We start from the raw sequence: 22843 nt of genomic DNA, 5'->3' as shown, positions 1-22843 counted from the left end.
GAGAATTTGTTCAGAATCCGCTCTACAGGCAGCGCAAGACAGGTAACACCGATCGTTAATCAGGCTAGACCATGGGGCATCATACGGCGATGTGTGGCAAAATATTACAACACACTCAGCGACGAGTTTGCCTGACCCCTCCTCAATGCGGTCCAGACACCTATGCCCAGCGCTCCTGAAACCCAGAAAACACTGACTGCACGCCAACGCTTTCGTGCCCGGCGTCGGTACCTGCGGGTATTCCGACAGCGCCTTGCGTTTTGGGTCGGTGCGCTACTGGTCGGCTTGGTGGCACTGGCATTTGCCTGGCTGGCGGATGAGGCAAACGTCTATTTCCAACGGATGCTCAACCACAGCAATTACTGGCCATGGCTGGTGACCCCGCTTGGTTTCGCCGCACTGGCCTGGGCCACCCAAGGTTGGTTCAACAACGCCAAGGGCAGCGGCATCCCACAGGTGATTGCCACCTTGGAACGCCCTTCCAGCCGGTTCCGCAACCGGGTGTTATCACTGCCCATTGCAGCAGTGAAAATGGTGTTGTCTGTGGCGGGCTTGCTGGTGGGCGCATCGATTGGCCGCGAAGGCCCGACCGTGCATGTTGGCGCGGCATTGATGTACACCTTCGGGCGGCGTCTCGGCTTACAAGCGCGTAGCGCGGGTTCGGGATTGATAATCGCAGGGGGGGCAGCCGGTATCGCCGCTGCATTCAACACCCCACTTGCCGGGGTGGTTTTTGCGATTGAAGAGCTTAGCCACCGCTTCGAACAAAGCCTCAATGGCTTGGTGCTGACAGCGGTGTTGATCGGCGGCATGGTCACGCTTGGGTTAATGGGACATTACAGCTACTTCGGCCAGCTCAGTGCCGAATTACCGTTAAGCCGCGATTGGCTCGCGGTGTTGGTCTGTGGCGTAGTCGGAGGCTTGGCTGGCGGCTTGTATTGCCGTTTGGTACTGCCCGCCAAACTTGGCCCCTTGGCGCTGATGGCCACTTGGCGAGCCAAGCATCCGGTGATCTTTGCAGCCATTTGCGGCTTGATCATGGCGCTGCTTGGGCTGATATCCGGGCAACATGTTTTCGGCACCGGCTACGCAGAAACCCGGGCCATTCTCGAAGGCCAGCCGGTCACCGACCCCAGCTTTATCGTCTGGAAATTTCTTGCCAACGTGGTCTCGTACCTCGCGGGTATTCCCGGCGGCCTGTTTTCGCCCTCATTGGCGGTCGGTGCCAGTATTGCCCCATGGATCACCGACTGGATTCCAGGGATTGGCCTGCAAGCAGCCGGCTTGATTGGCATGGCGGCTTACCTTGCCGGAGTGACGCGCACGCCGTTAACCGCCACCGTCATCACCATCGAGCTGTCGCACAGCCAGGATATGGCGCTGCCCATTTTGGCCGCCAGCCTGCTGGCCAGCGCGCTGTCAGGCCGTATCTCGCCTGTGCCGCTGTACCGTGCCCTGGCCATTCAAGTGCTCGATACCGAGCGCGAATCCATTGCCAGGCGCCGCAGTAAAAAGCAGCACGAGAACGCGCAAGCGCTGGCCAAGCAAAAAGCCGAGCATGAGCCTGAGCCAACCACGCCGGGACAACAGTAGGCGGTAACGGGCAGCTTGCCCACCGTGGTTTATCGATACCGTCGGCGATGCTAGGCTGACGGCCTGACTCTCCCGTGCCGTTGCCACAAGCCCCATGCGCCTAATTGACACCCACACCCATATCGACTTTCCCGACTTCGACGCCGACCGCAACGAAGTGCTCGCGCGCAGCCGCGAGTTGGGCGTCGAGCGCATGGTGGTGTTAGGGGTGGAGCAAGCCAACTGGCAGCGCGTGTGGCAATTGGTCGAAAGCGATAAAAGCCTCTACGCCGCATTGGGTTTACACCCGGTGCACTTGCAACAGCACCAACAAGCTCACCTGCAGGAACTGGGCGAGTGGCTGCAACGCTTGCACGGCCATCCGCAACTCTGTGCGGTGGGCGAGATTGGTCTCGACTACTTTATCGAGGCACTGGACCCGCAAGCACAGCAGGTCTGGTTTGAGGCACAGTTACAATTGGCGGTTGAGTTTAAGCTGCCAGCGTTAATCCATGTGCGTCGCTCGCATGCGGTGACTATCGCCACCCTGAAGCGGATAAAACCACAACGCGGCGGGATTATTCATGCCTTTGCCGGCAGTTACGAAGAAGCCCGTGAGTACATCAAACTGGGCTTCAAGCTTGGCCTTGGCGGCGCCCCTACCTGGCCCCAGGCATTGCGCATGCACCGGGTCCTGCCGCGGCTACCGCTTGAGGCCATAGTGCTGGAAACCGATTCACCGGATATGCCACCGGCGATGTACCCGCAGCAGCGCAACAGCCCCGAGCACTTGCCCGATATTTGCCGCGCGCTGGCCGAGCACTTCAATGTCGAGGCCGAGCAGCTTGCGTCAATCACCAGCGCGAACGCCGATGCATTATTCGGCTGGGCGGACTAACCATCTGACTCTACAGCTTCAACCAAGGCGCGCACCGCGCTTGCGCTGTCCTGCTCAAGGGCCTGTTCTGCGAGGCGTTGGCAGTTGCGCCAATCGAGTTCACGCACGCGGGCCTTGACCAAAGCCACTGAACGCGCCGACACACTCAATTCATCGACCCCAAGACCAATCAACAACGGCACGGCGAGCATGTCATTGGCCAACTCACCACAGACACCCACCCACTTGCCATGCGCATGAGCCGCCTTCACGGTGTGTTCGATCAGCTTCAGCACTGCAGGGTGTACACCATCCGCCTGGGAGGACAGGGTCGGATGGTCGCGGTCGATGGCCAGGGTGTACTGGGTCAGGTCATTGGTGCCGATGCTGAAAAAATCGACTTCCTTGGCCAGTACCGGCGCCAGCAGCGCAGCACTTGGCACTTCGATCATGATCCCCAACTGCAAATCTTTAACCGGCATATCAGCCGCGACCCGCTGCGCAATCGCGCGCGCCGCACGCCACTCCTCAACGCCACCTATCATGGGAAACATCACCCGCAATGGCCGTTCCCCGGCACAGGCGAACAATGCGCGCAGTTGGGTTTCGAGAATTTTCGGGCGCAGCAGGCTCAAGCGAATCCCGCGCACACCGAGAAATGGATTGGTCTCTGCTGGCATTGGCCAATAGGTCAGTGGCTTGTCGCCCCCGACATCAAGGGTACGCACCACCAATGGCAAACCATTCAAGCTATCGAATACACGGCGATATTCACGCTCTTGAGTGACTTGATCCGGCGCTTGGGCATGGTTCATAAACACCAATTCGGTGCGCAGCAAGCCGATCCCTTCAGCGCCTAAATCGACCGCCATGGCCGCTTCACTGCCAGAACCGATATTGGCCATAATCGCAACGCCATGACCATCGCAGGTAATGGCTGGCGTTGATCGCTCGGCATGAGCTCGCTCCTGACGTTGCAGGCTTGCTTCGCGGTCTTGCAGCGCTTGCTGCAAGGTCTGCTCATCCGGTGCGATACGTACCAGACCGTGATCGCCATCGAGTAATAATGGCGTGCGCTGAGCCAGTACCAGCACAGTTTCTCCGGCGCCTACTACTGCGGGGATACCCAGCGCCCGGGCGATAATTGCACTGTGCGCAGTGGCGCCACCGCGGGCGGTCAGAATACCGGCAACGCGCTGACGATTGAGGCTGGCGACATCAGAAGGCGCAACCTCCTGCATTACCAGCACATAGGGTTCATCGGGCTCTTGAAGAGGCTTAACGTCACAAAGATGCTCGAGGACGCGCCGGCCAATATCACGCAGATCTGCCGCGCGCTCTGCCAAAAGCGCATCGTGCTGAGCTTCTTGTTGCTTGGCTGCGCTATCGATTTCCGCACTCCAAGCCGCTTCTGCACTGGCGCCTGCCGCGAGTCTGGTTTGAATATCATCGGCCAGAGCCGGGTCGCTTAACATCGCTTGGTGCATCAGCAGGATGTCACGCACATCGGCTTCATGCGACTGATCAACCACCGCCTGGATATCAGCGGCCACAGCTTGCAAGGCATCATCCAAACGCTGACGTTCGTGTCTTTCACCCTGACCTTCTGCCGAGTACTCCAGCGGTTGCGGTACCCGCACCAAAGCAGGACCAATGACGATGCCAGGTGAGGCGGCAACGGCACGCAAGCGTGACCCAGCAGCCGGCGCCTCGATCCTGGGCGTCAACGCACTTTCAATGGCCGCCTGCACGGCAGGTTCGGTGTACACCGGCAACGGTTCGACCTGTTCGCCCAGGCCGTCCTCAACGGCGGCCGTCAACGCCGCCAATGCTGCCTGCGCAATGCTCGGCTCTGCGCTGAACTCAAGCACCTGCCCGCGCCGCGCGCCGAGTCCGAGCAGCTTGCTCAAACTCTTGGCTGAAACACCAAGACCCGGCTCTTCAGCCAAACGGATACGAATATCGCCCGCAAAGCGCTGGGCCAACTCGCTCAACATTTTAGCCGGGCGCGCATGCAAGCCATGTGAGTTCGCCAGTGTCACGCTGGCCCGACTCCAGTCAGCGGGGACTTCACCCCCTAAGGCTTCAAGCACCGTTCGCCGCGAGGTGGCTTGACTAAATGTCGGCCCATGGCCTTCGACTAAAAGATCACACAAGCGCTCCAGCACTGAACGATGGGCCTCGCCGACACTGGCCAGACAGAACAATCCTTTGACCGGTTGCCGATCAAAGACTACGGGATGCTTGGGCGTAACAAAAGACAAGCCCGGCAATTGCACCGACTGTTCACTGCTAAGCCACCACAAACCATCGCCCAGAGCTAAAGGCTCAGCCTGCATCAGCTTGGCAATAAATGCGGAGTCTACGCAGCCCGCTTTTTTCAGCAGGCGCGCGCCTTGCCAGACCAGTTCATCGAAATCGTCCACTGCGACAGCCAGGCGGATCAGTTGGCTGTCAAGGACCAGATCCTGCGGTGCTCCTTGCAGCAACGCGACAATGGTTTCGGCCTCAGTGGCTTGGTGCAAGGCTCTGCTCAGGCCCTTATCAGCCACAGCGTGGGTCAGCAATTGCAGGAGGCGCAGGTGTTCATCCCCCTGCACCGCAAGGGCAACTGCCAGATACACCTGCTGACCCGCTCCCCAGTCGACACCTTGCGGGAAGTGGATCAGTCTTACACCGGTCTCGATGACCCGAGCATGGCTATCCTGTGAGCCATGCACTATCGCAATACCTTGTCCCAGATAGGTTGAGCCCTGTCGCTCACGCGCTTGCAGAGCGGCCAGGTAACCGTCCTTGACCAACCCGTCGTCAATGAGCCTCTGCGCCAGCAGGCTCAATGCTTCCTGCTTGCTTGCAGCATTGCGACCCATTTGGATCTGCGCGGCATTTATCTCCAGCATTGAGCGCCTCTTGTGCAAGCGTGAGTGATGAGGGTGCGACCGACAATGGGGAATTAGAGTTCAGTGCAGTGTCGCTCAACTATAAATCAGTCACGAACGCGAACAAGGCCTTACTGAGGCACAACCAAGATGGCGCATGCTATTAAGCACTGCCGCAGGCAAATAGGAAGGAGGCAATCTGTGCAGCGGTACACAGCCCGCTTGATCACGGGCCATGTGCGTTTGATTTAGACGCGGAAAGCGCCAATTAACTGCTTGAGCTGAGACACCTGCGCAGAGAGTTCACGACTGGCCTGCTCGGTATCGCTGGCACCTTCGGCCGTGCGCTCGCCCGCTTGATTGATCTGCACAATATTCTGGTCGATATCATGGGCAACAGCCGTTTGCTGTTCAGCCGCCGCGGCGATTTGTTGGTTCTGATCAACAATCATACCCACTGCGCCGAGGATATTCTCCAGCGCGGCCTGTACTTTGCTTGATTCACTCACCGTGTCATCGGCCATTTTATGGCTGACATTCATGGTTTTAACCGCAGCGCCCACGCCCCCCTGGAGTTTGGAGATCATCACTTCAATCTCCTCAGTTGACTGCTGGGTACGCTTGGCCAAATTGCGCACCTCATCGGCAACCACCGCAAAGCCCCGGCCCTGCTCACCAGCACGCGCCGCTTCGATTGCAGCGTTAAGTGCCAGCAGGTTGGTTTGCTCGGCCACACCCTTGATGACATCCAGCACCTGCGATATCGACGCGCTGTCACTGGCGAGTTGATTGATTACCAGCACCGACTGATCAATTTCACTGGCAAGGCGCTGAATACTGCCCACTTGGGTTTCAAGCAAGGCGCGGCCACTGATGGTTTCATCATTAACGCTGTTGGCACTGCCAACGGCTGCGGCGGCACTGCTTGCCACTTCTTGTGCAGTCGCAGACATCTGATTCATCGCTGTGGCGACCTGCTCAATTTGCCCCAACTGACCGGCAACGGCCTGGTTGCTCTGGGCGGAAACCGACTCAACTCGTCCAGCTTGGCGCTCAACTTCGACAACCGTTTCCCCAACGCGGTTAATCAGCTCACGGATTTTCACCACAGTGGCGTTGAACACCAGCCCAAGGTCACCCACCTCGTCCCGACTGCTGGCCTTGAAGCTTACCGTCATATCGCCGGTGGCCACTTGATTCATGGTCAAGCCAAGCTGCTTGAGACTGGTCCGTACCGATACGTAAAAACCACTATAGAGGTAAAAAATCAGCAGCAGCACCAACCCCAGCGCAACGGCCAGCAACAGCATTCTGTTCAAGCTGGCCTGAACGCGCGTCTCAAGACGCTGGTCGAGCAGGCTGACCACAGCGTTACTGAAGTCATAGGTTTTGCCGATTAAAGCCGTGGTGTCAGAGAAGAAGGTGCGCCATGGCGCATCCAGTGAGTCGGCAATCACTACACGGTCTTCAAACAAACGGGTAGCTTCAGCCAGCGTATTCTGGCTGGCCTCAGCCTGCGCAGCCAGTGCAGTGCGTACATCCGGACTGGAGCTCAGCGCCTGTTGAATATCCACCGCATAGGCGCCACCAAGGGTTTCCAGCGACTCCAGCAGATCGGCAAAGGTGTTGCTGTCAGCCGAGTTCAACAGCCCCTGCCCCAAGGTTGCCGCGCCCAGTTCGCGGCCTTGGCCCAAGGCCTGAGTGACCTGAGGCATGCTGCTAATAAGCAAATTGGTTAATTGACGCACAGCGCGCTCGCTGTCTTGGCTCAAGCCTGCCTGACTGGCAATCAACTTGGCAAACACACCCGCACGGCCCACAAGTTCGCGGCCCAGGTTGACTTTACTGCGCAGCGAAGGCTCCGCCTCAATCGCCTGCATGCCGGCATTAACTTGTTTACGCTGCGCCTCGAACTCGGCCAGGTCTGCCTCAGCGCTCACCGCAGGTTGCACGCCAGCCAAAATAGTTTCAATGGAGGTTTTAGTCGCGCTCAACTCGTCGGCCAAGCCACTGCCGGTGCTATTTGTGCCCAACTCAGCATCAACGCTGAGCAAGTTGGCATATAGCTCAGCGTCTCGCCGCAATTGCAGGGCGTTTGACAGCAGTTCAATGCTGTTGCGGGCAGACTCACTCATCTGATACTGACGGTAGGCGTCCTGCATCAAAAAGTAGTTGGTCACCAGCATAGGCAAAAAGAACAGAATGCTGATCAAGCCAAACTTCATGCCGAAACTGAGGCGGTTCATCAGCGCGATGGCCGGATACAACGCGGTCTTCACAAGACGTCTCCAGATCTAATTATTTTTATTGGCAGGCAGGTTTCAGCTACCAAGCTGAGGCCCTTTTACTACTCGTGCAACTGCAGCCCAGCAGGACGCAATGATTGGCCAGGCAGCACAACCACTCACAGCAGCAGAGGCCATCTGTATACCTGTTATCGACCTGATTTTCTGTAACTTAAGGTAAGCGACCAACTGAAAGTACAGTGGACCAGCTTGCCGTTATCAGGATGAACAATGGCAGGTCGTTTGTAGGCTGTATGGCCCGATTTTCATAGGCCCATAGTGATCCGGAATGATGGCCTTAATGTTTGGCTGATTGCGGGTATCAAGCAATCTTCGCCGACACATAAGTGGTTTTAAAATAATGACTAATGCGCTTCTCAGGGGCCCTTCGCCGCCCTGCCTATCAGGGGTATTTGCATAAAGCACGCTGGACAAGCTTCGCCTTGTGCGCCCTACTGACTATAATTACGCCCACGCAGTACCTACCCGCGAGGTTCCTATGACCAGCCGCCTTACGCCTGACGACCAGCAACGTGTTGATCAGTATTTAAGCGCTCCGCAACATCAGGTTGAGCGCCGACCGTTTAAAGTGTGGCGCCTGCTGATGGTGGTGCTTGGCATAGTCGTTGTGCTTGGGGTCCTCAGCCGATTTCTTGGGAGTTTGGTGCTATGAGCTGCTTAGCGCTCGCCCACTCGCCCTCTGACAGTTTTATTCAAAGCCTTGCGAGTCTATTAAATGAACCATCAAATCGTGATCGTCGGCGGTGGTGCCGGCGGCTTGGAGCTTGCTACCCGCCTGGGTAAATCTCTGGGCAAACGCGGTAAAGCCAAAATCACCTTGGTTGACGCCAACCTGACCCATATCTGGAAACCCCTGCTGCACGAAGTGGCAGCGGGTTCACTTAACTCATCGGGTGATGAGCTGAACTATGTCGCTCAGGCGAAATGGAATCATTTTGAGTTCCAACTCGGACGTATGTCCGGACTGGACCGTGAAAAAAAGTTGATCAGCCTAGATGCAACCTTGGATGAGCACGGCCAGGTTTTAGTGCCTGAGCGCGACCTGCCTTACGACAGCTTGGTCATTGCCGTGGGCAGTACCACCAACGACTTCGGCACTCCAGGTGCAGCGCAGCACTGTTTATTTCTCGACACCCGCGAGCAGGCCGAACGTTTTCACACCCAACTGCTCAACCACTATCTACGCGCTCATGCCAGCCAAGGCGAAACCATCGAGCAGATCAGCGTAGCGATTGTTGGCGCTGGCGCCACTGGCGTTGAGCTGGCGGCGGAACTCCACCACGCCGCACACGAACTCGCGGCATACGGCCTCAATCGTATCCTGCCCGAAAACATGCGCATCACCCTGATTGAGGCCGGACCGCGTGTATTGCCTGCATTGCCTGAGCGTATCAGCCAGCCGGTGCATAGAACCCTGGAAAAGCTCGGCGTCACCGTGCTGACCAACTCAGCGGTGAGCGAAGTCACCGCCGATGCTTTACTGACCGCCAACGGCGAAACCATCACAGCCAGTCTGAAAATTTGGGCCGCAGGCATTCGCGCGCCCAGATTTCTCAAAGATATCGCTGGCCTTGAGACCAACCGCATCAACCAACTGGTAGTTCGCCCGACACTGCAGACCACTGAAGATAATGACATTTTTGCCTTTGGTGATTGCGCCGCCTGCCCACAACCCGGCGCAGAGGGCCGCAATGTCCCACCGCGGGCTCAGGCTGCTCACCAGCAGGCATCCTTGCTGGCGAAAACCCTGAAGATGCGCGTACAGGGCTCAGAAAAAGCATTGCCGGAGTATGAATACCGTGACTATGGCTCACTGATTTCTTTGTCGACCTTTTCGGCGGTGGGTAATCTGATGGGCAACTTGACTGGCAGCGTAATGCTCGAAGGCTGGCTGGCGCGGATGTTTTACGTATCGCTCTATCGCATGCACCAAATGGCGCTTTACGGTTTCTTCCGCACCGCACTGTTAATGCTTAGCGACCGCATCGGGCGCAGCACAGAACCCAGGCTCAAGCTGCACTAACTGGGGCGCAGGAGTAACGAGCTGGCCCAGCATAACTCGCGCAAATATGTCGAATATTCGAGGCCGCCATGGTGGCCGAAAAGCGCGTCGACCACCATACATAGGGAGCAATTCGTAAGGTCCAACAACAAAAAGGGAGGCCTCGCGGCCTCCCTTCGGGAATGTTGTCCTGTGTTGGCAATTGTGTTGCCGCCTTTATCGCCCGTCTGGTTGGACAGTGCGGACCCGGGTGCCGTGACGACCCGGTTGGATCGGCGGCGGCCGCTCACCTGATTGAGTGAGTCGGCGTGGACATGTCGTCCGGGCCTTGAAACTGAGATAAATAATACGGCGACGACCTTAGTGAATGATTGCGAAGATTGCTCAATCAACTATGTGTTGCGCAATTTTTACCTAATGAGGCATGATTTAAAGCAATCTAATTGGATATCGTGACCAAGATGAACAAACTGGACCGCTATGACCTGAGTATTTTGGCAGAATTGCAACGCGACGCCCGCCTATCCAACCAGGAGCTGGCCGAACGCATTGGTCTGTCACCCTCCCCCTGCTCACGCCGGGTTAAACAGCTTGAAGACGATGGCTATATCGCCAGGCAAGTGGCCCTGCTCGACAGTAAAAAACTGGGCCTGAGCCTCACCGCCTATGTGCTCATCGGCATGGATCGGCATACGCCAGAACGCTTCGAGCATTTTCAGGAGGCCATTCGCAACTGCCCGGAAGTGCTTGAGTGCAGCTTGGTCACCGGGATGGACGCCGATTACCAGTTAAAAGTGGTGGTGCCGGATATGGATCACTATCAAAAGCTGCTGCTCGGCACCCTGACCCGGATAGAAGGAGTCTCCAGCGTGCGTTCAAGCTTTGTCTTACAGCAGATTCTGTCGAGCACCCAATTGCCGCTGGAACACCTGCGCAGTTGAATACCCAGGCTTTGGCAACGCGCAGCCTGACCTCTATAGCTCAAACAATAAAACACTCGCGCATATCGCTCGGTTGTCGCTGCCAATGGTGGATGAAAAAAGCGGCATCCCCCCTACAACGCCCCGCGCTCACGTATAATCGCGTCCCTGCACTGCGTCCTACTACGTAATTTGAGGCCACGATGGATACCGAGTATTTCGAAGACCTGATGACCACAGTTCTGGTCAGCGTCCTGATTCTGTTTATGGCATTTATTGTCTGGGACCTGGCGAAAAAGTCCAAAGCCGGCCGCTTTGGCAGCATGATTCTGTTTTTAGCCCTCGGCTTGGGCGTCCTCGGGTTTATTATCAAAACCTTTGTGATTGCCGGCCTCGAAATGGAAGGCCATTAAGGCCAAGCGCACTGCTAAAGCACGGCGAGCCCGCTTAACGGCGCCACCTAGAGCCGTGGTTGCAGGTCCTTCCACTGCCCTGGCTGCAGATCATCAAGCCCCCAAGGGCCGATGCGCACGCGCACCAGGCGCAAGGTCGGCAAGCCAACTGCTGCGGTCATGCGCCGGACTTGGCGATTGCGCCCTTCTCGGATCACCAATTCAAGCCATGCAGTGGGAATGCTTTTACGAAAGCGCACCGGCGGATTGCGCGGCCACAATTGCGGCTCATCCAACTGGCGCACCTCGGCGGGCAACGTCATGCCGTCGTTAAGCTCAACACCGTCACGCAGCCGCTGGACTTGTTCGGCAGTCGGCTCACCTTCAACCTGTACCCAATAGGTTTTCGCCAACTTGTGTTTGGGGTCAGCGATCCGCGCCTGCAAACGTCCGTCGTTGGTCAACAGCAGCAAACCCTCGCTGTCACGATCCAATCGCCCTGCGGGATAGACACCTGCTACATCGACAAAGTCTTTGAGGGTGGCGCGACCTTGATCGTCGTTAAACTGAGTCAAAACATCGAAGGGTTTATTCAGCACCAGCAACCGCGGCTCGGCGGGTGGAGCCTTGGCCTGACGACGAGGGCCGGGCTTGGCCGTGGCTGTGCGATTCCCGGCGGCGGGGCGTGGTGGGCGCGGCATTGAAGATTCCAACATAAGCTGACAGGGGTGCAGTTTACCTTAGCATCACCGTTAATGATCTTGATCCGCAGATCTGCGCAAGGGTCTATGCTGCTTGTCACTTGATTATCCCGCCTTCAGGAGCCCGCAATGAGTACAACCGAATCTATCGTCGAGACATTCACCGGCTGGGCTGCGACGGCAGCGGGCGCGCCACTTGAGCAGCGTGAGTATGATCCAGGTCCGCTTGGCGCCGAGGACGTTGAAGTCGCCGTTGAATACTGCGGCATCTGCCACTCTGACCAGTCAATGATCGACAATGATTGGAAAAACGCCCGCTATCCCTTTATTCCCGGCCATGAAGTGGTTGGCACAGTGGTCCGCCTCGGCGAACAAGCGCGCGGGCTAAAACTCGGGCAACGGGTCGGTATAGGCTGGTTCAAAGGCAGCTGCATGCATTGCAACTCGTGCATGGAAGGCTCACACCAGCTGTGCAGTACCGTTAAACCCACTATCGGCGGCAGCAACGGCGGCTTCGCCAATCGCATGCGCGCTCATTGGGCCTGGACCTTACCCCTTCCAGACAGCCTCGACCCGAGCATGGCCGGCCCTCTGTTTTGTGGCGGCTCGACAGTGTTTGCGCCCTTGCTCGAGCTCAACGTCAAACCGACAGACCGAGTTGGCGTTGTGGGTATTGGTGGCCTGGGTCACCTGGCCCTGGGCTTTTTGAATGCCTGGGGCTGCGAAGTCACTGCCTTTACTTCATCGCTGAACAAGCAGGAAGAAGCCAAGCGTCTCGGCGCACACAATGTGGTTGCCTCCACCGACAGCAATGCCATGAAAAAAATTGCCGGCACCCTGGACTTTCTATTGATCACCGCCAGTGCCGATCTGGACTGGAACGCGCTGATCAGCACGCTAGGCGGCAAAGGACGACTGCACTTTGTCGGCATTGTGCCGAGTGCTATCCCGGTGCATGTGTTCAACCTGATCCCACGCCAACGGGCGATTTCCGGCTCACCGGTTGGCTCGCCCGCGATCATGCGCAGCATGCTTGAGTTCTGTGCGCGGCATCAGATTTTGCCGCAGGTCGAGCACTTCCCCATGAGCAAAGTTAACGATGCGATCCAGCACCTGCGCGACGGCAAAGCCCGTTATCGCGTGGTGCTCGACGCCAGTAAATAGCAGCCGCAAACGCCGCAAATAAAAACGCCCCAGCTCAACACTGGGGCGTTTTACGTTATTTACTGCTGATTAACGGAACGGTGGCTCGTCAAAGCTGCGTAACTTGCGTGAATGCAATGAGTTGAGCTGGCCACGCAGCAAGTCCAAGGCCGTGATACCGATGTGCAGATGCTGGGTCACGGCGCGCTCGTAAAAGGCACCCGCAGCGCCTGGGAGTTTGATTTCGCTGTGCAGCGGTTTATCCGAGACACACAGCAGCGTGCCGTATGGCACACGCAAACGATAGCCTTGCGCTGCAACGGTGCCGCTTTCCATATCCACTGCAACCGCTCGCGCCAAGTTAATCAACGGCCGCTCCTGGGCCCAGCGCAATTCCCAGTTACGGTCGTCGTAAGTCAGCACTGTGCCGGTACGCAAGCGGCGCTTGAGGTCGTCGCCTTTCTCTCCCGTCACTTGTGCCGCCGCATCTTGCAACGCTTGCTGAACCTCAGCCAAGGCGGGCAGTGGAATATTCGGCGGCAGCACGCGGTCAAGAATCCCATCACGGCGCATATAAGCGTGCGCGAGCACATAATCACCAATGGTTTGTGACTGCCGCAGGCCGCCGCAGTGACCAATCATCAACCAGCAGTGGGGCCGCAATACGGCCAGATGGTCGGTGATGTTCTTCGCGTTTGAAGGGCCGACACCAATATTGACCAAGGTGATGCCATCTCCCCCGTCACGCGTCAGCAGGTGGTAGGCCGGCATCTGGTAGCGATGCCAAACCACGCCACCGATGATAGCCTGCATCTCGCCCTCGGACATACCGCGCTCAATCACCACATTGCCCGGCAACACCATGCGAGTGAAGCGTGAGTCACCGACCAGCATGTCCAGACCGTGGCGGATGAACTGGTCAACATAGCGGTGATAGTTGGTCAGCAGGATCCATGGCTGCACATGACGCCAGTCACTGCCGGTGTAATGCACCAGCCGGCGCAGCGAAAAATCCACCCGCGCCGCATCAAACAGCGCCAGCGGCATGGGGTCCATGCTTTCCCAGCTGTACAAGCCATCAGCAGTGCTGTCTGAGGCGGCGGACAGATCGGTGCTGGGGAAGACACGCGCCAGCTCACCCGCCGTTACGCCGGAGCCCGCCAGCTCGTCGCCTTGTTCAACCACATAGGGATAAGGAATATTCTGCTGACTGAGGCCAACTTCAACGCGCAGCGTGTAGTCGTGCATCAGGGGCTGCAGTTGCTCCAGCAAGTACTTACGAAAGGCCCCGGGGTGGGTGACCGTAATGCTGTAGGTGCCGGGCACCTGCACTTTGGCGTAAGCGCGGACAGTGGCAGGCGCTTCGCCGTGACACAAATAAGTCAGGCGTAATTCTGGATAACGAAACTGGCAATGGGTCGCCGGATCTGGCTTGACCCGATCTTTAAGATAGGCCTTGAGCGCCTGACTCAAGGCACGCGTAGCTTGCTCATGCAAGGCGGCGAGTCGATCAACCGCCTCTTCAGGGCTAGTGACAACAACAAAGTCTTCTGAACATGGATTCACGGCAAACTTCCTGACTGAACATGCAGGCCAATATTGCACCCTAGACGGGCTGCGATGCCAGCCTAAGAAGTCGTCAGGTGCAATTGATCAAGAGCCTATCAAGGAACATGCGCGCAAAGAAGCGGCTGGCAGCGAAACCAATTTCCTGCGGGGGCCGGCCATGTAATCAACCCCCGCACTTTATGACTGCTCTCAGGCCAAATGCGGCGTGCTGCGCGCCACCAAGGCCTCGGCATCAATCCCGCGAGGCAAGGTGCCATATACCCGACCACCCTCGCCCAAGCGGCTGGCAACAAAGGCATCGGAGACCGTCGCATTACCAGCCTCAAGCAACAATTTGGCTTGCAGGGCAACAGCCAGGTCTTCAGTCAGTTGACGGGCGCGAAACTGAATATCATCGGTATCTTTGAACGCGGCCTGCACCTTGCCGATGTGTGCCTTCAAACGGGCGTCGCCGTGTCCACCGCCCAGTTCGGCAAACAAGGCTTCAAGCACGCCCGGCTCTTTCGACAGGGCACGCAGTACATCGAGGCACTGAACATTGCCCGAGCCTTCCCAGATCGAGTTGACCGGCGCTTCGCGGTACAAGCGCGGCAGGATAGTGTCCTCGACGTAACCGGCGCCGCCCAGGCACTCCTGAGCCTCGTTGATCATCGCCGGGGCGCGCTTGCAGATCCAATACTTGCCGATGGCAGTCACCAGCCTGGCGAACTTCTCTTCCTGTTCGTCATGGGCATTATCCAACGCCTTGCCCATGCGCAGAGTCAAGGCCAGCGCCGCTTCGCTTTCGAGGGCCAAATCGGCCAAGACGTTTTGCATCAAGAGTTGCTCGGCCAGCACGCGCCCGCCGACTTTGCGGTATGCGCAGTGGTGTGCGGCTTGCGTCAGGGCTTGGCGCATCAAGGCACTGGAGCCGATCATGCAATCAAAGCGGGTCAGCGAGACCATTTCAATAATAGTCGGCACGCCACGGCCTTCTTCACCGATCATCCATGCCAACGCGCCCCGGTATTCCACTTCGCTGGAGGCGTTCGACCAGTTCCCCAATTTATTCTTCAGACGCTGGATGTAAAACTCGTTGCGCGACCCATCTGGACGATGGCGCGGGAGCAAAAAGCAGCTCAAACCTTTGTCGGTGTAGGCCAAGGTTAAAAAGGCGTCGCACATGGGCGCCGAACAAAACCATTTATGGCCAACCAGTTCATAAGCTTGGCCCGGCCCTGGCATGCCGACTGGATGAGCGCGCGTGGTGTTGGCCCGCACATCGGTGCCGCCCTGCTTTTCGGTCATGGCCATGCCGATGGTCGCACCGGTCTTTTGCTCAATTGGCAAATTACGCGGGTCATATTCAGTCGAGAGAATCTTCGGCAGCCAGATTTCGGCCACATCCGGTTGCAGCTTGATTGCTGGCACACTGGCGTAGGTCATGGTCAACGGGCAGCCCGAACCGGCCTCGGCCTGGCTGTGCAAATAGCTCATGGATGCACGCGCCACTTGGGCGCCGCTGCGAGGATCAGTCCATGGAGAGGAAGGCAGACCATGCTTGATCGCAGCCGCCATCAACTCATGATAGGCCGGGTGAAACTCCACCAAATCGACACGATGGCCGTAGCGATCGTGACTTTTGAACACCGGCTTTTGCTCATTGGCCAAAAAGCCTGCCGCCATGAGAGGACCGCCCGCCAGTGCGCCGTATGTGTGCAGGCGGTCTTCAGCCCACGCGCCGCCAAAGTGACGGTTCCACTCTTGCAGAGGGAGGTCGACCCGGTAGAGGTTGGCACCGTCCATTGACGGCACCTGATTAAATACTTCATGGGTTTCTGCGTTAAGGCTCGGGTTCATGCGGATAACTCCTTTGCGCCGACGGCGCTTAAACAGAATGCGATCAGGTCGGCGGTGATATCACCCAAAGCCAGGGCGTCCTGGCCTCTGGCACGAGCCGCACAGGCACTGGGCGACAGAGGACCAACCAGTGATTCAGCAATAGCACCGACCAGACAGGCAGCACTTAACTGGGTGTGCTGGGGCCGAAAATGGCCACTGGCAATGCCCTGCTCCAGCACTTCGACCAGAAGCTCGGCATAGGCCTGGCGAAACAGCAGACGCTGTTCATCAACCTCAGGATCAACCGGTTCGGCAATCAGGGCATAAGCCAACCGACGGCTATGCCATGCGCGTGTTGCAAACTGGGTTAAGCCCGCAGCCAATCGCTTCGGCGCTGAAAGCGGGGCGTGTAATGCCAAGGCCATGGCATCGACTTCACGCTGGCTGGCCAGCGCAAACACCTCAGCCGCCAACTCACCTTTATTGCGAAAGTGGCGATAGAGGCTGCCGGTCGCGATGCCGACATCTTCGGCCAAGGCCTGCATGGTCAGCGCAGCAAAGCCGGCCTCGGTGACACGCGCCTGAGCGCAGCGCAAGATGCGCCCACGCAGGGCATTGTCGCGATCAATTCGTAAGGCGCTGGTGCGGTAGGCCATGGTCTGAATCCTGATTCAATAGTTACAAGTGAATCAGGATTCAGCTTTTCAATACAGAGGGATTTTAGGCAGATTAGGTGCCGTTTCAGCCACCCTTAATGCCAGCACACAGGATCAGCAAATAAACCCTGCGGGCCAAGCTTCGCGTTGTCCAGCCTAGGGCTTGGCTGCGAGGGTGCCGGCAAGTGCCAACCGGACGTTGAGTTTGAAATGGCTGCCTTGGCCCGGTTGCGAAACATGGCTTAGCTCGCCACCCAGCAGTGCAACCATTTGCCGGCAAATGGCCAAGCCGATACCCAACCCCCCAAAGCGCCGAGTCATGGAGCCGTCCAGTTGCTGGAAACACTGGTACAAGGCGTGATTACTGGCCTGATTAAAACCGGCGCCGGTGTCGATCACATCGATGCATAGCGGCACCCCATGCTGCGTATCAGGCTGTGGATTGATGCGTAAGGTGACACAACCCTTATCCGTAAACTTAATCGCATTATCCAAGAGGATGCCGATACTTAAGCGCAGTTTAACCAAATCTCCTTCCAGTTCGTCGGCCAGGTCTTCATCGTACTCAACCACAAACTCCAAGCCTTTGCCTTGCGCCAGCGGCATGTACTGGGCGTTGAGTGCGTCGATCAGTACCCGCAAGCTGAACGGCTCACACAAAGGATACAACCGACCGGCCTGCAGCTCGGTGAGCGTAAGGATGTTGTTGATCATATGCATCATCTCTTGCGCAGAGCCTGATGCCATGGCCCGGTATTGTTCCATTTCCTGATCAAGACGAACGCTTTGCAGCAGATCCAATGAGCCGATCACCCCATTCATGGGTGTACGCAGTTCGTGGCTGATGGTCGCCAAAAACTCATCTTTAAGCCGGTTATTGTTGGCCAGAGCCTGGTTTAGCGCCTCAAGTTCGCGCCGGGCGGATTGCAAAATCGCGGTACGCTCTTCTTTAAGGATATTGATGCGATCAGCCAAGGCCAATGACAGCAGCGCCACCTCGAGCGCCGAGCCAATCTGGCTGGCGTACATGGTGATAAACAGGTTTGGTAAAAAACCAAGAACCATCAGCGTATTGAGAATGCCCCCGAGCAAAAAGGCCGACCAGGCGAAGATAAAATAGCGAGCAACACGCATGCCGCTATACCAAGCGCTAAGGCCCGCGTAGAAAACCACCAGGGTAAAGACCAACGCCAGAAAAGTGGCCAAGCGCAAAGACAATGCATAGCTGGCGGTCAAGGCCAACACCATTACCAGTACCGACACGGCCATCACTGACAGCAGCATACGATCAAGCCACTTGCCATGCTGGGCGGTTTGCAAAAAACTCCGTGCAAACTGGGTACCGAACAAGGTGGCAGAACCAATCAGAAAAGGGGTGGCGGCATTGGCCCACCACGGACTCTCCGGCCAGAAGTAGGCGATGCCGGCACCATTGACTGACACCTGATAGAGGCCGAATGAGGCGATATAAAGGATGTAATACAGATAGCTGGTGTCGCGAACGCTAAGGTAGATAAACAAGTTGTAAATGATCATCCCCAGCAGCACACCATAGATGATCCCCAGCACATAAATGCGTGTCGGCTGGCTTTCGATGTATGCATTCGGCGACCAGAGCGTCAAAGGCGCCTGAATTGAACCCTGGCTCTGCAAGCGTAAATAAACCCGCCGAGGCTGATCAGGCACCAGGCCCAGCTCAAATAAGTAATTGTTGTTTTTGATTTCACGGGAAGCGTAAGGCAACGCATCACCGGTACTGCGCAGCAGGCTGAACCCACCTTGGCCGTTATCGATGTACAGCTCCAGGTGATCAAGTGGCGGATACGCCAGTTCTAACAACCAAGGGCGCTCGCCGACCAGTTGCAACGGACGGTAATCCAGATCAACACGCAGCCAAAAGGCCGACCGTGAGTAACCGGCATTCAATATGGCTTCAGATTGGCGCTGGAAACGCGAGGCAAAGTCCGGCGACGAGACTTGATCAATAGTGGCGGCACCACTGGCATCTTCAAGCACATAGCTGTCGCGACCCAAATCTACTGATCGCGTATGTTCATCAAAAGTCATTGCTCCAGCCAATACTGGCCAGACAGCAAGCAACAGGATCAAAATGGTGCGCATTCAGCCCCGCGGTAACGTGATGACCGACAATTTTCAACTGCGTCCGTGAGCCCCAACTCACTGACTGGACGCTGCCAGTTATGCCTGTTTATTCGAATTATCGACACGATATCACAGGGCAAAACCCGCAATAAGCGACCCCACGCAAAATATCCATAATTTTGCCCATTGGCCTGTTAGTCAGGTCTTAAGCGCCGGCATAAGGCGCAATTAAAAAGTGACGCAGATGCGCTAACGGCCCCGATTGAAAATAGCCAATCGCTCTAGCCCAGAACAATCATCTCGCAGGCCAAAATCAACGATTTAATGATAAGCTCGCGCACCATGAAAACGCCTACTTCTCGCCCCGTCGTACTTTGCCTGTCTGGACATGACCCAAGTGGTGGTGCTGGACTTCAAGCTGATATCGAAGCGCTGCTCGCTCAAGGCTGTCACGCCGCGCCAACCGTGACGGCACTGACCGTTCAGGACACAGTCAATGTTTCCGACTTCCGCGTGCTGGATCGCGAATGGGTGCTGGCGCAAGCCAATGCGGTCATCGCCGATCTGCCTGTCGAGGCGATAAAACTGGGCATGCTTGGTTCGGTCGAGATGGTCGAAACCGTGCTCGAGGTCCGCAGTAAGCTACCGGACATCCCGCTTGTCTGCGACCCTGTGTTACGCGCTGGCGGCGGCGGTGCGCTGGGTAAGGATGAAGTCGGTTTCGCCATGCGCGAACGACTCTTCCCTGTCTCGACCATTGCTACGCCGAACCTGCCCGAAGCCCGCATCCTAGCCGAACTGCCCGACGGCAGCGCCGATGAATGCGCAGCTAAACTGTTGCCCTATATCGAGCATCTGCTGATTACCGGTGGCCATGGTGACGAGCACGAAGTGCACAATCGGCTCTATTCGCGCGACGGCAGCCACCACACATTTACCTGCCAGCGCCTGCCGGGCAGCTATCACGGCTCAGGCTGCACCCTCGCCAGCACCTTGGCGGGTCGGCTGGCGATCGGCGAGGAGTTAGTCAGCGCCGTGCGCACATCGCTCGATTACACCTGGCGCACCCTGCGCGATGCAGAGCAGCCAGGGCACGGACAGTTTATTCCGCGGCGCCTACCGCTGGATGGATTCTGATGGAGGTCAGCTGATGAAACTGCGCGGACTCTATGCAATCACCGACAGCCAGTTACTCGCGGGCGGCAAATTGTTGCCCTATGTCGAAGCGGCACTCAAAGGCGGCGCCACACTGCTGCAGTACCGCGACAAGTCCAACGACGAAGCGCGGCGCCTGCGCGAAGCTGAGGCTTTGCGTGAATTATGCGACCGCTATGGCGCAGCGTTGATCATCAATGATGATGCCGAGTTAGCCGCACGCCTTGGCGTTGGTCTGCACCTAGGCCAGAGCGATGGTTCGCTTGCAGTCGCACGCGCCTTGCTCGGCCGCAAAGCAATTATTGGCGGCACCTGCCACGCCGAACTTGACCTGGCGCAAAGCGCCGCCAGTGAAGGCGCCAGCTATATCGCGTTTGGCCGCTTCTTTAACTCCAACACCAAGCCCGGTGCACCGGCAGCCACTGTCGAATTGCTTCACCAGGCGAAAAGCCGCTTTAACCTGCCGATCGTTGCGATTGGTGGCATTACCCTTGAGAACGCGCCCCAGTTGATCGCCGCAGGCGCCAGCATGGTGGCAGTGATTCACGGTTTGTTTGCCGCCGATTCCGCAGATGAGGTCGAGCATCGCGCCCGCGCCTTTAGCGCGCTGTTTACCTGAGCGCAGGCCAACCCCAGATTATTTTTGCAGGATTCACGCCCTGCGCAGACTTTGAGAGGCTCCCGATGTCACGTTCAGAAACTCTATTTGCCAACGCTCAAAAACATATTCCGGGCGGTGTTAACTCGCCGGTTCGCGCGTTTAAAAGCGTGGGCGGCACGCCGCTGTTCTTCAAACACGCAGCTGGCGCCTATGTCACTGACGAAGATGACAAGCGTTACGTGGACTACGTCGGCTCGTGGGGCCCGATGATCCTTGGCCACAGCCATCCCGACGTGCTTGATGCTGTGCGCAAGCAGTTGGAGCACGGCCTCTCCTACGGCGCCCCGACGGCCATGGAAACCGAGATGGCTGACTTGGTGTGCAGCATTGTGCCTTCGATGGAAATGGTGCGGATGGTCAGCTCCGGCACCGAAGCCACCATGAGCGCCATTCGTCTGGCCCGTGGCTTCACCGGCCGCGACTCGATCATCAAGTTCGAAGGCTGCTACCACGGCCACTCCGACAGTCTATTGGTTAAAGCCGGCTCGGGCGCCTTGACGCTTGGCGTACCGAGCTCACCCGGCGTACCTGAAGCCTTCGCCAAGCACACCTTGACCCTGCCGTTCAACGACATCGACGCCGTAGCCGAGTGCCTCAGCGAAGTCGGTAGCGAGATCGCCTGCATGATTGTTGAGCCTGTTGCGGGCAACATGAACTGCGTACCGCCAGCACCGGGCTTTCTAGAAGGGCTGCGCGAACAATGCGATAAACATGGCGTAGTGCTGATTTTCGACGAAGTCATGACCGGCTTCCGCGTTGCACTGGGCGGCGCGCAAGCGCATTACGGCGTCACCCCGGACCTGTCGACCTTTGGCAAGATCATCGGGGGCGGCATGCCCGTCGGCTGCTTCGGCGGTAAACGCACAATCATGAGCCACATCGCGCCGCTGGGCCCGGTTTACCAAGCAGGCACCTTGTCAGGTAACCCGCTGGCCATGGCCGCAGGCCTGACCACCTTGCGCTTGATCAGCCGCCCAGGCTTCCACACCGAGCTTAGCGACTACACCCGTCGCCTGCTACAGGGCTTGCAAGAGCGCGCAGATGCTGCAGGCGTAGCCTTCACGACCACTCAGGCGGGCGGCATGTTTGGCCTGTACTTCACCGAACGCAAGCACATCAGCAGTTTTGAAGACGTAATGAGCAGCGATAGCGAACGCTTCAAGCAGTTCTTCCACCTGATGCTGAAAGGTGGCGTGTATCTGGCACCTAGCGCATTCGAAGCAGGCTTCACCTCGATCGCCCTTGGCGATGCTGAACTGAAAATCACCCTTGATGCTGCAGAGCACGCATTCGCTGAGATGTCCAAAGTCTGATGCAATACACCACCGCCGCCAGCGATGCACTGCTGGCGCTGGCTTGCATTGCCAGCACCCTACTCATTGGCAAAGCCCGCAGCCGCTACCAGGAAGGCGATCAACCTGCCTTGTTTTGTGCTCTGCTGGGATTCGGCCTGACCGCCGCTGCCGCAATTTGCGGCAGTATCCGTTACGGGCTCGACCCCAGCTGGCAAGGTACTCACCTGTGGCTAAGCCAAGCCAGCGCCTTTCTTGGCCTGCCGCTGATTGGCTGCGCAGCACTGGCGTTAAGTCGCAGCTGGGTATGGAGCCGCGCGAACTGGGGGCGGATTTTACTCGGCCTGTGCGCCTTCTTCGAACTGGCCCGGCAACTCAACCAGCTTGATGAGTATCGAGTACTACTTAACCTCATCACCCTGGCACTGGTGCTCTACGCGGGCATCATTCAGCGCCCCGACAAAGCCTTGATGCTCACCGCAGTCGCCGCGGTAGGGTTGTTTATTGTCGCGGGCTTAGCCGTCGGCACCAACGGCTACATGGGCGCGATTCGCCGTGTAGACCTCTTTCACCTGCTGCTAACCCCCGCCTATCCGTTGCTCGCGTGGCTATTATTGAAACTGCCTGGGCACAAAGGTGTCTCAACTGAAGCGAGCCGAGAAATCGGCAAAACAGTCAACTAGCCAGCCTACAGCGTGCAATTAAATATTAACCATCTGATTTATATAGGTTAAATATCAGCTATTGGCGGCTTTTAGTTTGCATGAGCGTTAACCATGACCCACTTTATAGCG

Annotated in this window: 18 protein-coding genes and 1 pseudogene; 11 read left to right on the top strand and 8 right to left on the bottom strand. The window is 57.5% G+C overall.

Translation table 11 applies throughout. The features are described from left to right. Positions 1–162 precede the first annotated feature (162 nt). Together AACY09_RS18795 and AACY09_RS18790 are read left to right on the top strand one after the other, a co-directional pair. Positions 163–1593: a chloride channel protein gene (locus tag AACY09_RS18795; protein ID WP_339490198.1), complete on the top strand. Its 1431-nt coding sequence runs from the start codon at positions 163–165 to the stop codon at positions 1591–1593. 94 nt (positions 1594–1687) lie between these two features. After that, on the top strand, positions 1688–2470 hold the full coding sequence (locus AACY09_RS18790) for a TatD family hydrolase (RefSeq protein ID WP_339490196.1): 783 nt from the start codon (positions 1688–1690) through the stop codon (positions 2468–2470). Here AACY09_RS18790 and ptsP read toward each other — a convergent pair. The 3 genes and pseudogenes from ptsP to AACY09_RS22090 form a co-directional block, all read right to left on the bottom strand. Further along, positions 2467–5349: a phosphoenolpyruvate--protein phosphotransferase gene (gene ptsP / locus AACY09_RS18785; protein WP_339490195.1), complete on the bottom strand. Its 2883-nt coding sequence runs from the start codon at positions 5347–5349 to the stop codon at positions 2467–2469. The two genes, AACY09_RS18790 and ptsP, sit on opposite strands and share 4 nt — an antisense overlap. A 227-nt stretch (positions 5350–5576) precedes the next feature. Further along, positions 5577–6281, bottom strand: coding sequence for a methyl-accepting chemotaxis protein (locus tag AACY09_RS22095; protein ID WP_445323896.1), 705 nt, complete (start codon positions 6279–6281; stop codon positions 5577–5579). A 153-nt stretch (positions 6282–6434) separates the two neighbouring features. Then, positions 6435–6638, bottom strand: a pseudogene (locus AACY09_RS22090) (HAMP domain-containing protein); the annotation flags it as partial. 1474 nt (positions 6639–8112) lie between these two features. Here AACY09_RS22090 and AACY09_RS18775 point away from each other — a divergent pair. From AACY09_RS18775 to AACY09_RS18760, 4 genes are all read left to right on the top strand, one after another. Then, positions 8113–8286, top strand: coding sequence for a DUF3094 family protein (locus AACY09_RS18775; RefSeq protein WP_339490193.1), 174 nt, complete (start codon positions 8113–8115; stop codon positions 8284–8286). Between the two features lie 63 nt (positions 8287–8349). After that, positions 8350–9657, top strand: a complete 1308-nt coding sequence (locus AACY09_RS18770; RefSeq protein WP_339490192.1) for an NAD(P)/FAD-dependent oxidoreductase — start codon at positions 8350–8352, stop codon at positions 9655–9657. Positions 9658–10097: 440 nt separating this feature from the next. Further along, positions 10098–10577, top strand: a complete 480-nt coding sequence (locus AACY09_RS18765) for an Lrp/AsnC family transcriptional regulator (protein ID WP_010487285.1) — start codon at positions 10098–10100, stop codon at positions 10575–10577. Positions 10578–10759: 182 nt separating this feature from the next. Beyond that, the gene (locus AACY09_RS18760) at positions 10760–10969 is read left to right on the top strand and encodes a DUF2788 domain-containing protein (protein WP_339490190.1); all 210 of its coding nucleotides are present in this window, start codon (positions 10760–10762) and stop codon (positions 10967–10969) included. 47 nt (positions 10970–11016) lie between these two features. Here AACY09_RS18760 and AACY09_RS18755 read toward each other — a convergent pair whose 3' ends face one another. Beyond that, complete coding sequence (locus AACY09_RS18755; RefSeq protein ID WP_339490189.1) at positions 11017–11649, bottom strand: pseudouridine synthase; 633 nt, start codon at positions 11647–11649, stop codon at positions 11017–11019. A gap of 129 nt (positions 11650–11778) precedes the next feature. On the opposite strand from AACY09_RS18755, the gene ahr reads away from it, so the two are divergent. Continuing rightward, positions 11779–12813, top strand: coding sequence for an NADPH-dependent aldehyde reductase Ahr (ahr, locus tag AACY09_RS18750; RefSeq protein ID WP_339490188.1), 1035 nt, complete (start codon positions 11779–11781; stop codon positions 12811–12813). A 69-nt stretch (positions 12814–12882) separates the two neighbouring features. On the opposite strand, the gene amn is transcribed toward ahr, so the two are convergent. The 4 genes from amn to AACY09_RS18730 all read right to left on the bottom strand — a co-directional run bounded on the left by amn (position 12883) and on the right by AACY09_RS18730 (position 18959). Then, positions 12883–14358, bottom strand: coding sequence for an AMP nucleosidase (gene amn / locus AACY09_RS18745; protein ID WP_445323890.1), 1476 nt, complete (start codon positions 14356–14358; stop codon positions 12883–12885). Positions 14359–14550: 192 nt separating this feature from the next. Continuing rightward, a complete protein-coding gene (locus AACY09_RS18740) occupies positions 14551–16200 on the bottom strand; it encodes an acyl-CoA dehydrogenase family protein (RefSeq protein WP_339490186.1) in 1650 nt (549 codons plus the stop codon). After that, positions 16197–16838 (bottom strand): TetR/AcrR family transcriptional regulator, encoded by a 642-nt coding sequence (locus AACY09_RS18735; RefSeq protein ID WP_339490185.1) that lies wholly within the window; start codon positions 16836–16838, stop codon positions 16197–16199. Before AACY09_RS18735 ends, AACY09_RS18740 begins: the two co-directional genes overlap by 4 nt. Before the next feature lie 156 nt (positions 16839–16994). Next, on the bottom strand, positions 16995–18959 hold the full coding sequence (locus AACY09_RS18730) for a sensor histidine kinase (protein WP_445323887.1): 1965 nt from the start codon (positions 18957–18959) through the stop codon (positions 16995–16997). A 324-nt stretch (positions 18960–19283) separates the two neighbouring features. Between AACY09_RS18730 and AACY09_RS18725 the strand changes: the two genes are divergently transcribed. From AACY09_RS18725 to AACY09_RS18710, 4 genes are all read left to right on the top strand, one after another. Further along, on the top strand, positions 19284–20078 hold the full coding sequence (locus tag AACY09_RS18725) for a bifunctional hydroxymethylpyrimidine kinase/phosphomethylpyrimidine kinase (protein WP_339490183.1): 795 nt from the start codon (positions 19284–19286) through the stop codon (positions 20076–20078). Positions 20079–20091: 13 nt separating this feature from the next. After that, positions 20092–20715, top strand: coding sequence for a thiamine phosphate synthase (gene thiE, locus AACY09_RS18720; protein ID WP_339490182.1), 624 nt, complete (start codon positions 20092–20094; stop codon positions 20713–20715). A 65-nt stretch (positions 20716–20780) separates the two neighbouring features. Continuing rightward, a complete protein-coding gene (hemL, locus tag AACY09_RS18715) occupies positions 20781–22070 on the top strand; it encodes a glutamate-1-semialdehyde 2,1-aminomutase (protein WP_339490180.1) in 1290 nt (429 codons plus the stop codon). Then, entirely contained in the window at positions 22070–22732 is a 663-nt protein-coding gene (locus AACY09_RS18710; RefSeq protein WP_339490179.1) for a DUF6962 family protein, read from the top strand. The genes hemL and AACY09_RS18710 overlap by 1 nt, the downstream gene beginning before the upstream one ends. The last annotated feature ends 111 nt before the right edge of the window (positions 22733–22843 follow it).

The organism is Pseudomonas sp. EL_65y_Pfl2_R95 (genome assembly GCF_963971045.1).
Taxonomy (GTDB): domain Bacteria; phylum Pseudomonadota; class Gammaproteobacteria; order Pseudomonadales; family Pseudomonadaceae; genus Aquipseudomonas.
Note: the sequence above shows the minus strand (reverse complement) of the source record. Positions and strands in the feature narration are given on the sequence as shown.

Coding starts and splice junctions, on each gene's coding strand:
- AACY09_RS18755 (WP_339490189.1), bottom strand. CDS start 11,649: ATGCCGCGCCCACCACGCCCCGCCGCCGGGAATCGCACAGCCACGGCC.
- AACY09_RS18775 (WP_339490193.1), top strand. CDS start 8,113: ATGACCAGCCGCCTTACGCCTGACGACCAGCAACGTGTTGATCAGTAT.
- AACY09_RS18710 (WP_339490179.1), top strand. CDS start 22,070: ATGCAATACACCACCGCCGCCAGCGATGCACTGCTGGCGCTGGCTTGC.
- AACY09_RS18725 (WP_339490183.1), top strand. CDS start 19,284: ATGAAAACGCCTACTTCTCGCCCCGTCGTACTTTGCCTGTCTGGACAT.
- AACY09_RS18770 (WP_339490192.1), top strand. CDS start 8,350: ATGAACCATCAAATCGTGATCGTCGGCGGTGGTGCCGGCGGCTTGGAG.
- AACY09_RS18790 (WP_339490196.1), top strand. CDS start 1,688: ATGCGCCTAATTGACACCCACACCCATATCGACTTTCCCGACTTCGAC.
- thiE (WP_339490182.1), top strand. CDS start 20,092: ATGAAACTGCGCGGACTCTATGCAATCACCGACAGCCAGTTACTCGCG.
- AACY09_RS18760 (WP_339490190.1), top strand. CDS start 10,760: ATGGATACCGAGTATTTCGAAGACCTGATGACCACAGTTCTGGTCAGC.
- AACY09_RS18730 (WP_445323887.1), bottom strand. CDS start 18,959: ATGCGCACCATTTTGATCCTGTTGCTTGCTGTCTGGCCAGTATTGGCT.
- AACY09_RS22095 (WP_445323896.1), bottom strand. CDS start 6,281: ATGTCTGCGACTGCACAAGAAGTGGCAAGCAGTGCCGCCGCAGCCGTT.
- ahr (WP_339490188.1), top strand. CDS start 11,779: ATGAGTACAACCGAATCTATCGTCGAGACATTCACCGGCTGGGCTGCG.
- AACY09_RS18795 (WP_339490198.1), top strand. CDS start 163: ATGCCCAGCGCTCCTGAAACCCAGAAAACACTGACTGCACGCCAACGC.
- ptsP (WP_339490195.1), bottom strand. CDS start 5,349: ATGCTGGAGATAAATGCCGCGCAGATCCAAATGGGTCGCAATGCTGCA.
- AACY09_RS18735 (WP_339490185.1), bottom strand. CDS start 16,838: ATGGCCTACCGCACCAGCGCCTTACGAATTGATCGCGACAATGCCCTG.
- AACY09_RS18740 (WP_339490186.1), bottom strand. CDS start 16,200: ATGAACCCGAGCCTTAACGCAGAAACCCATGAAGTATTTAATCAGGTG.
- AACY09_RS18765 (WP_010487285.1), top strand. CDS start 10,098: ATGAACAAACTGGACCGCTATGACCTGAGTATTTTGGCAGAATTGCAA.
- hemL (WP_339490180.1), top strand. CDS start 20,781: ATGTCACGTTCAGAAACTCTATTTGCCAACGCTCAAAAACATATTCCG.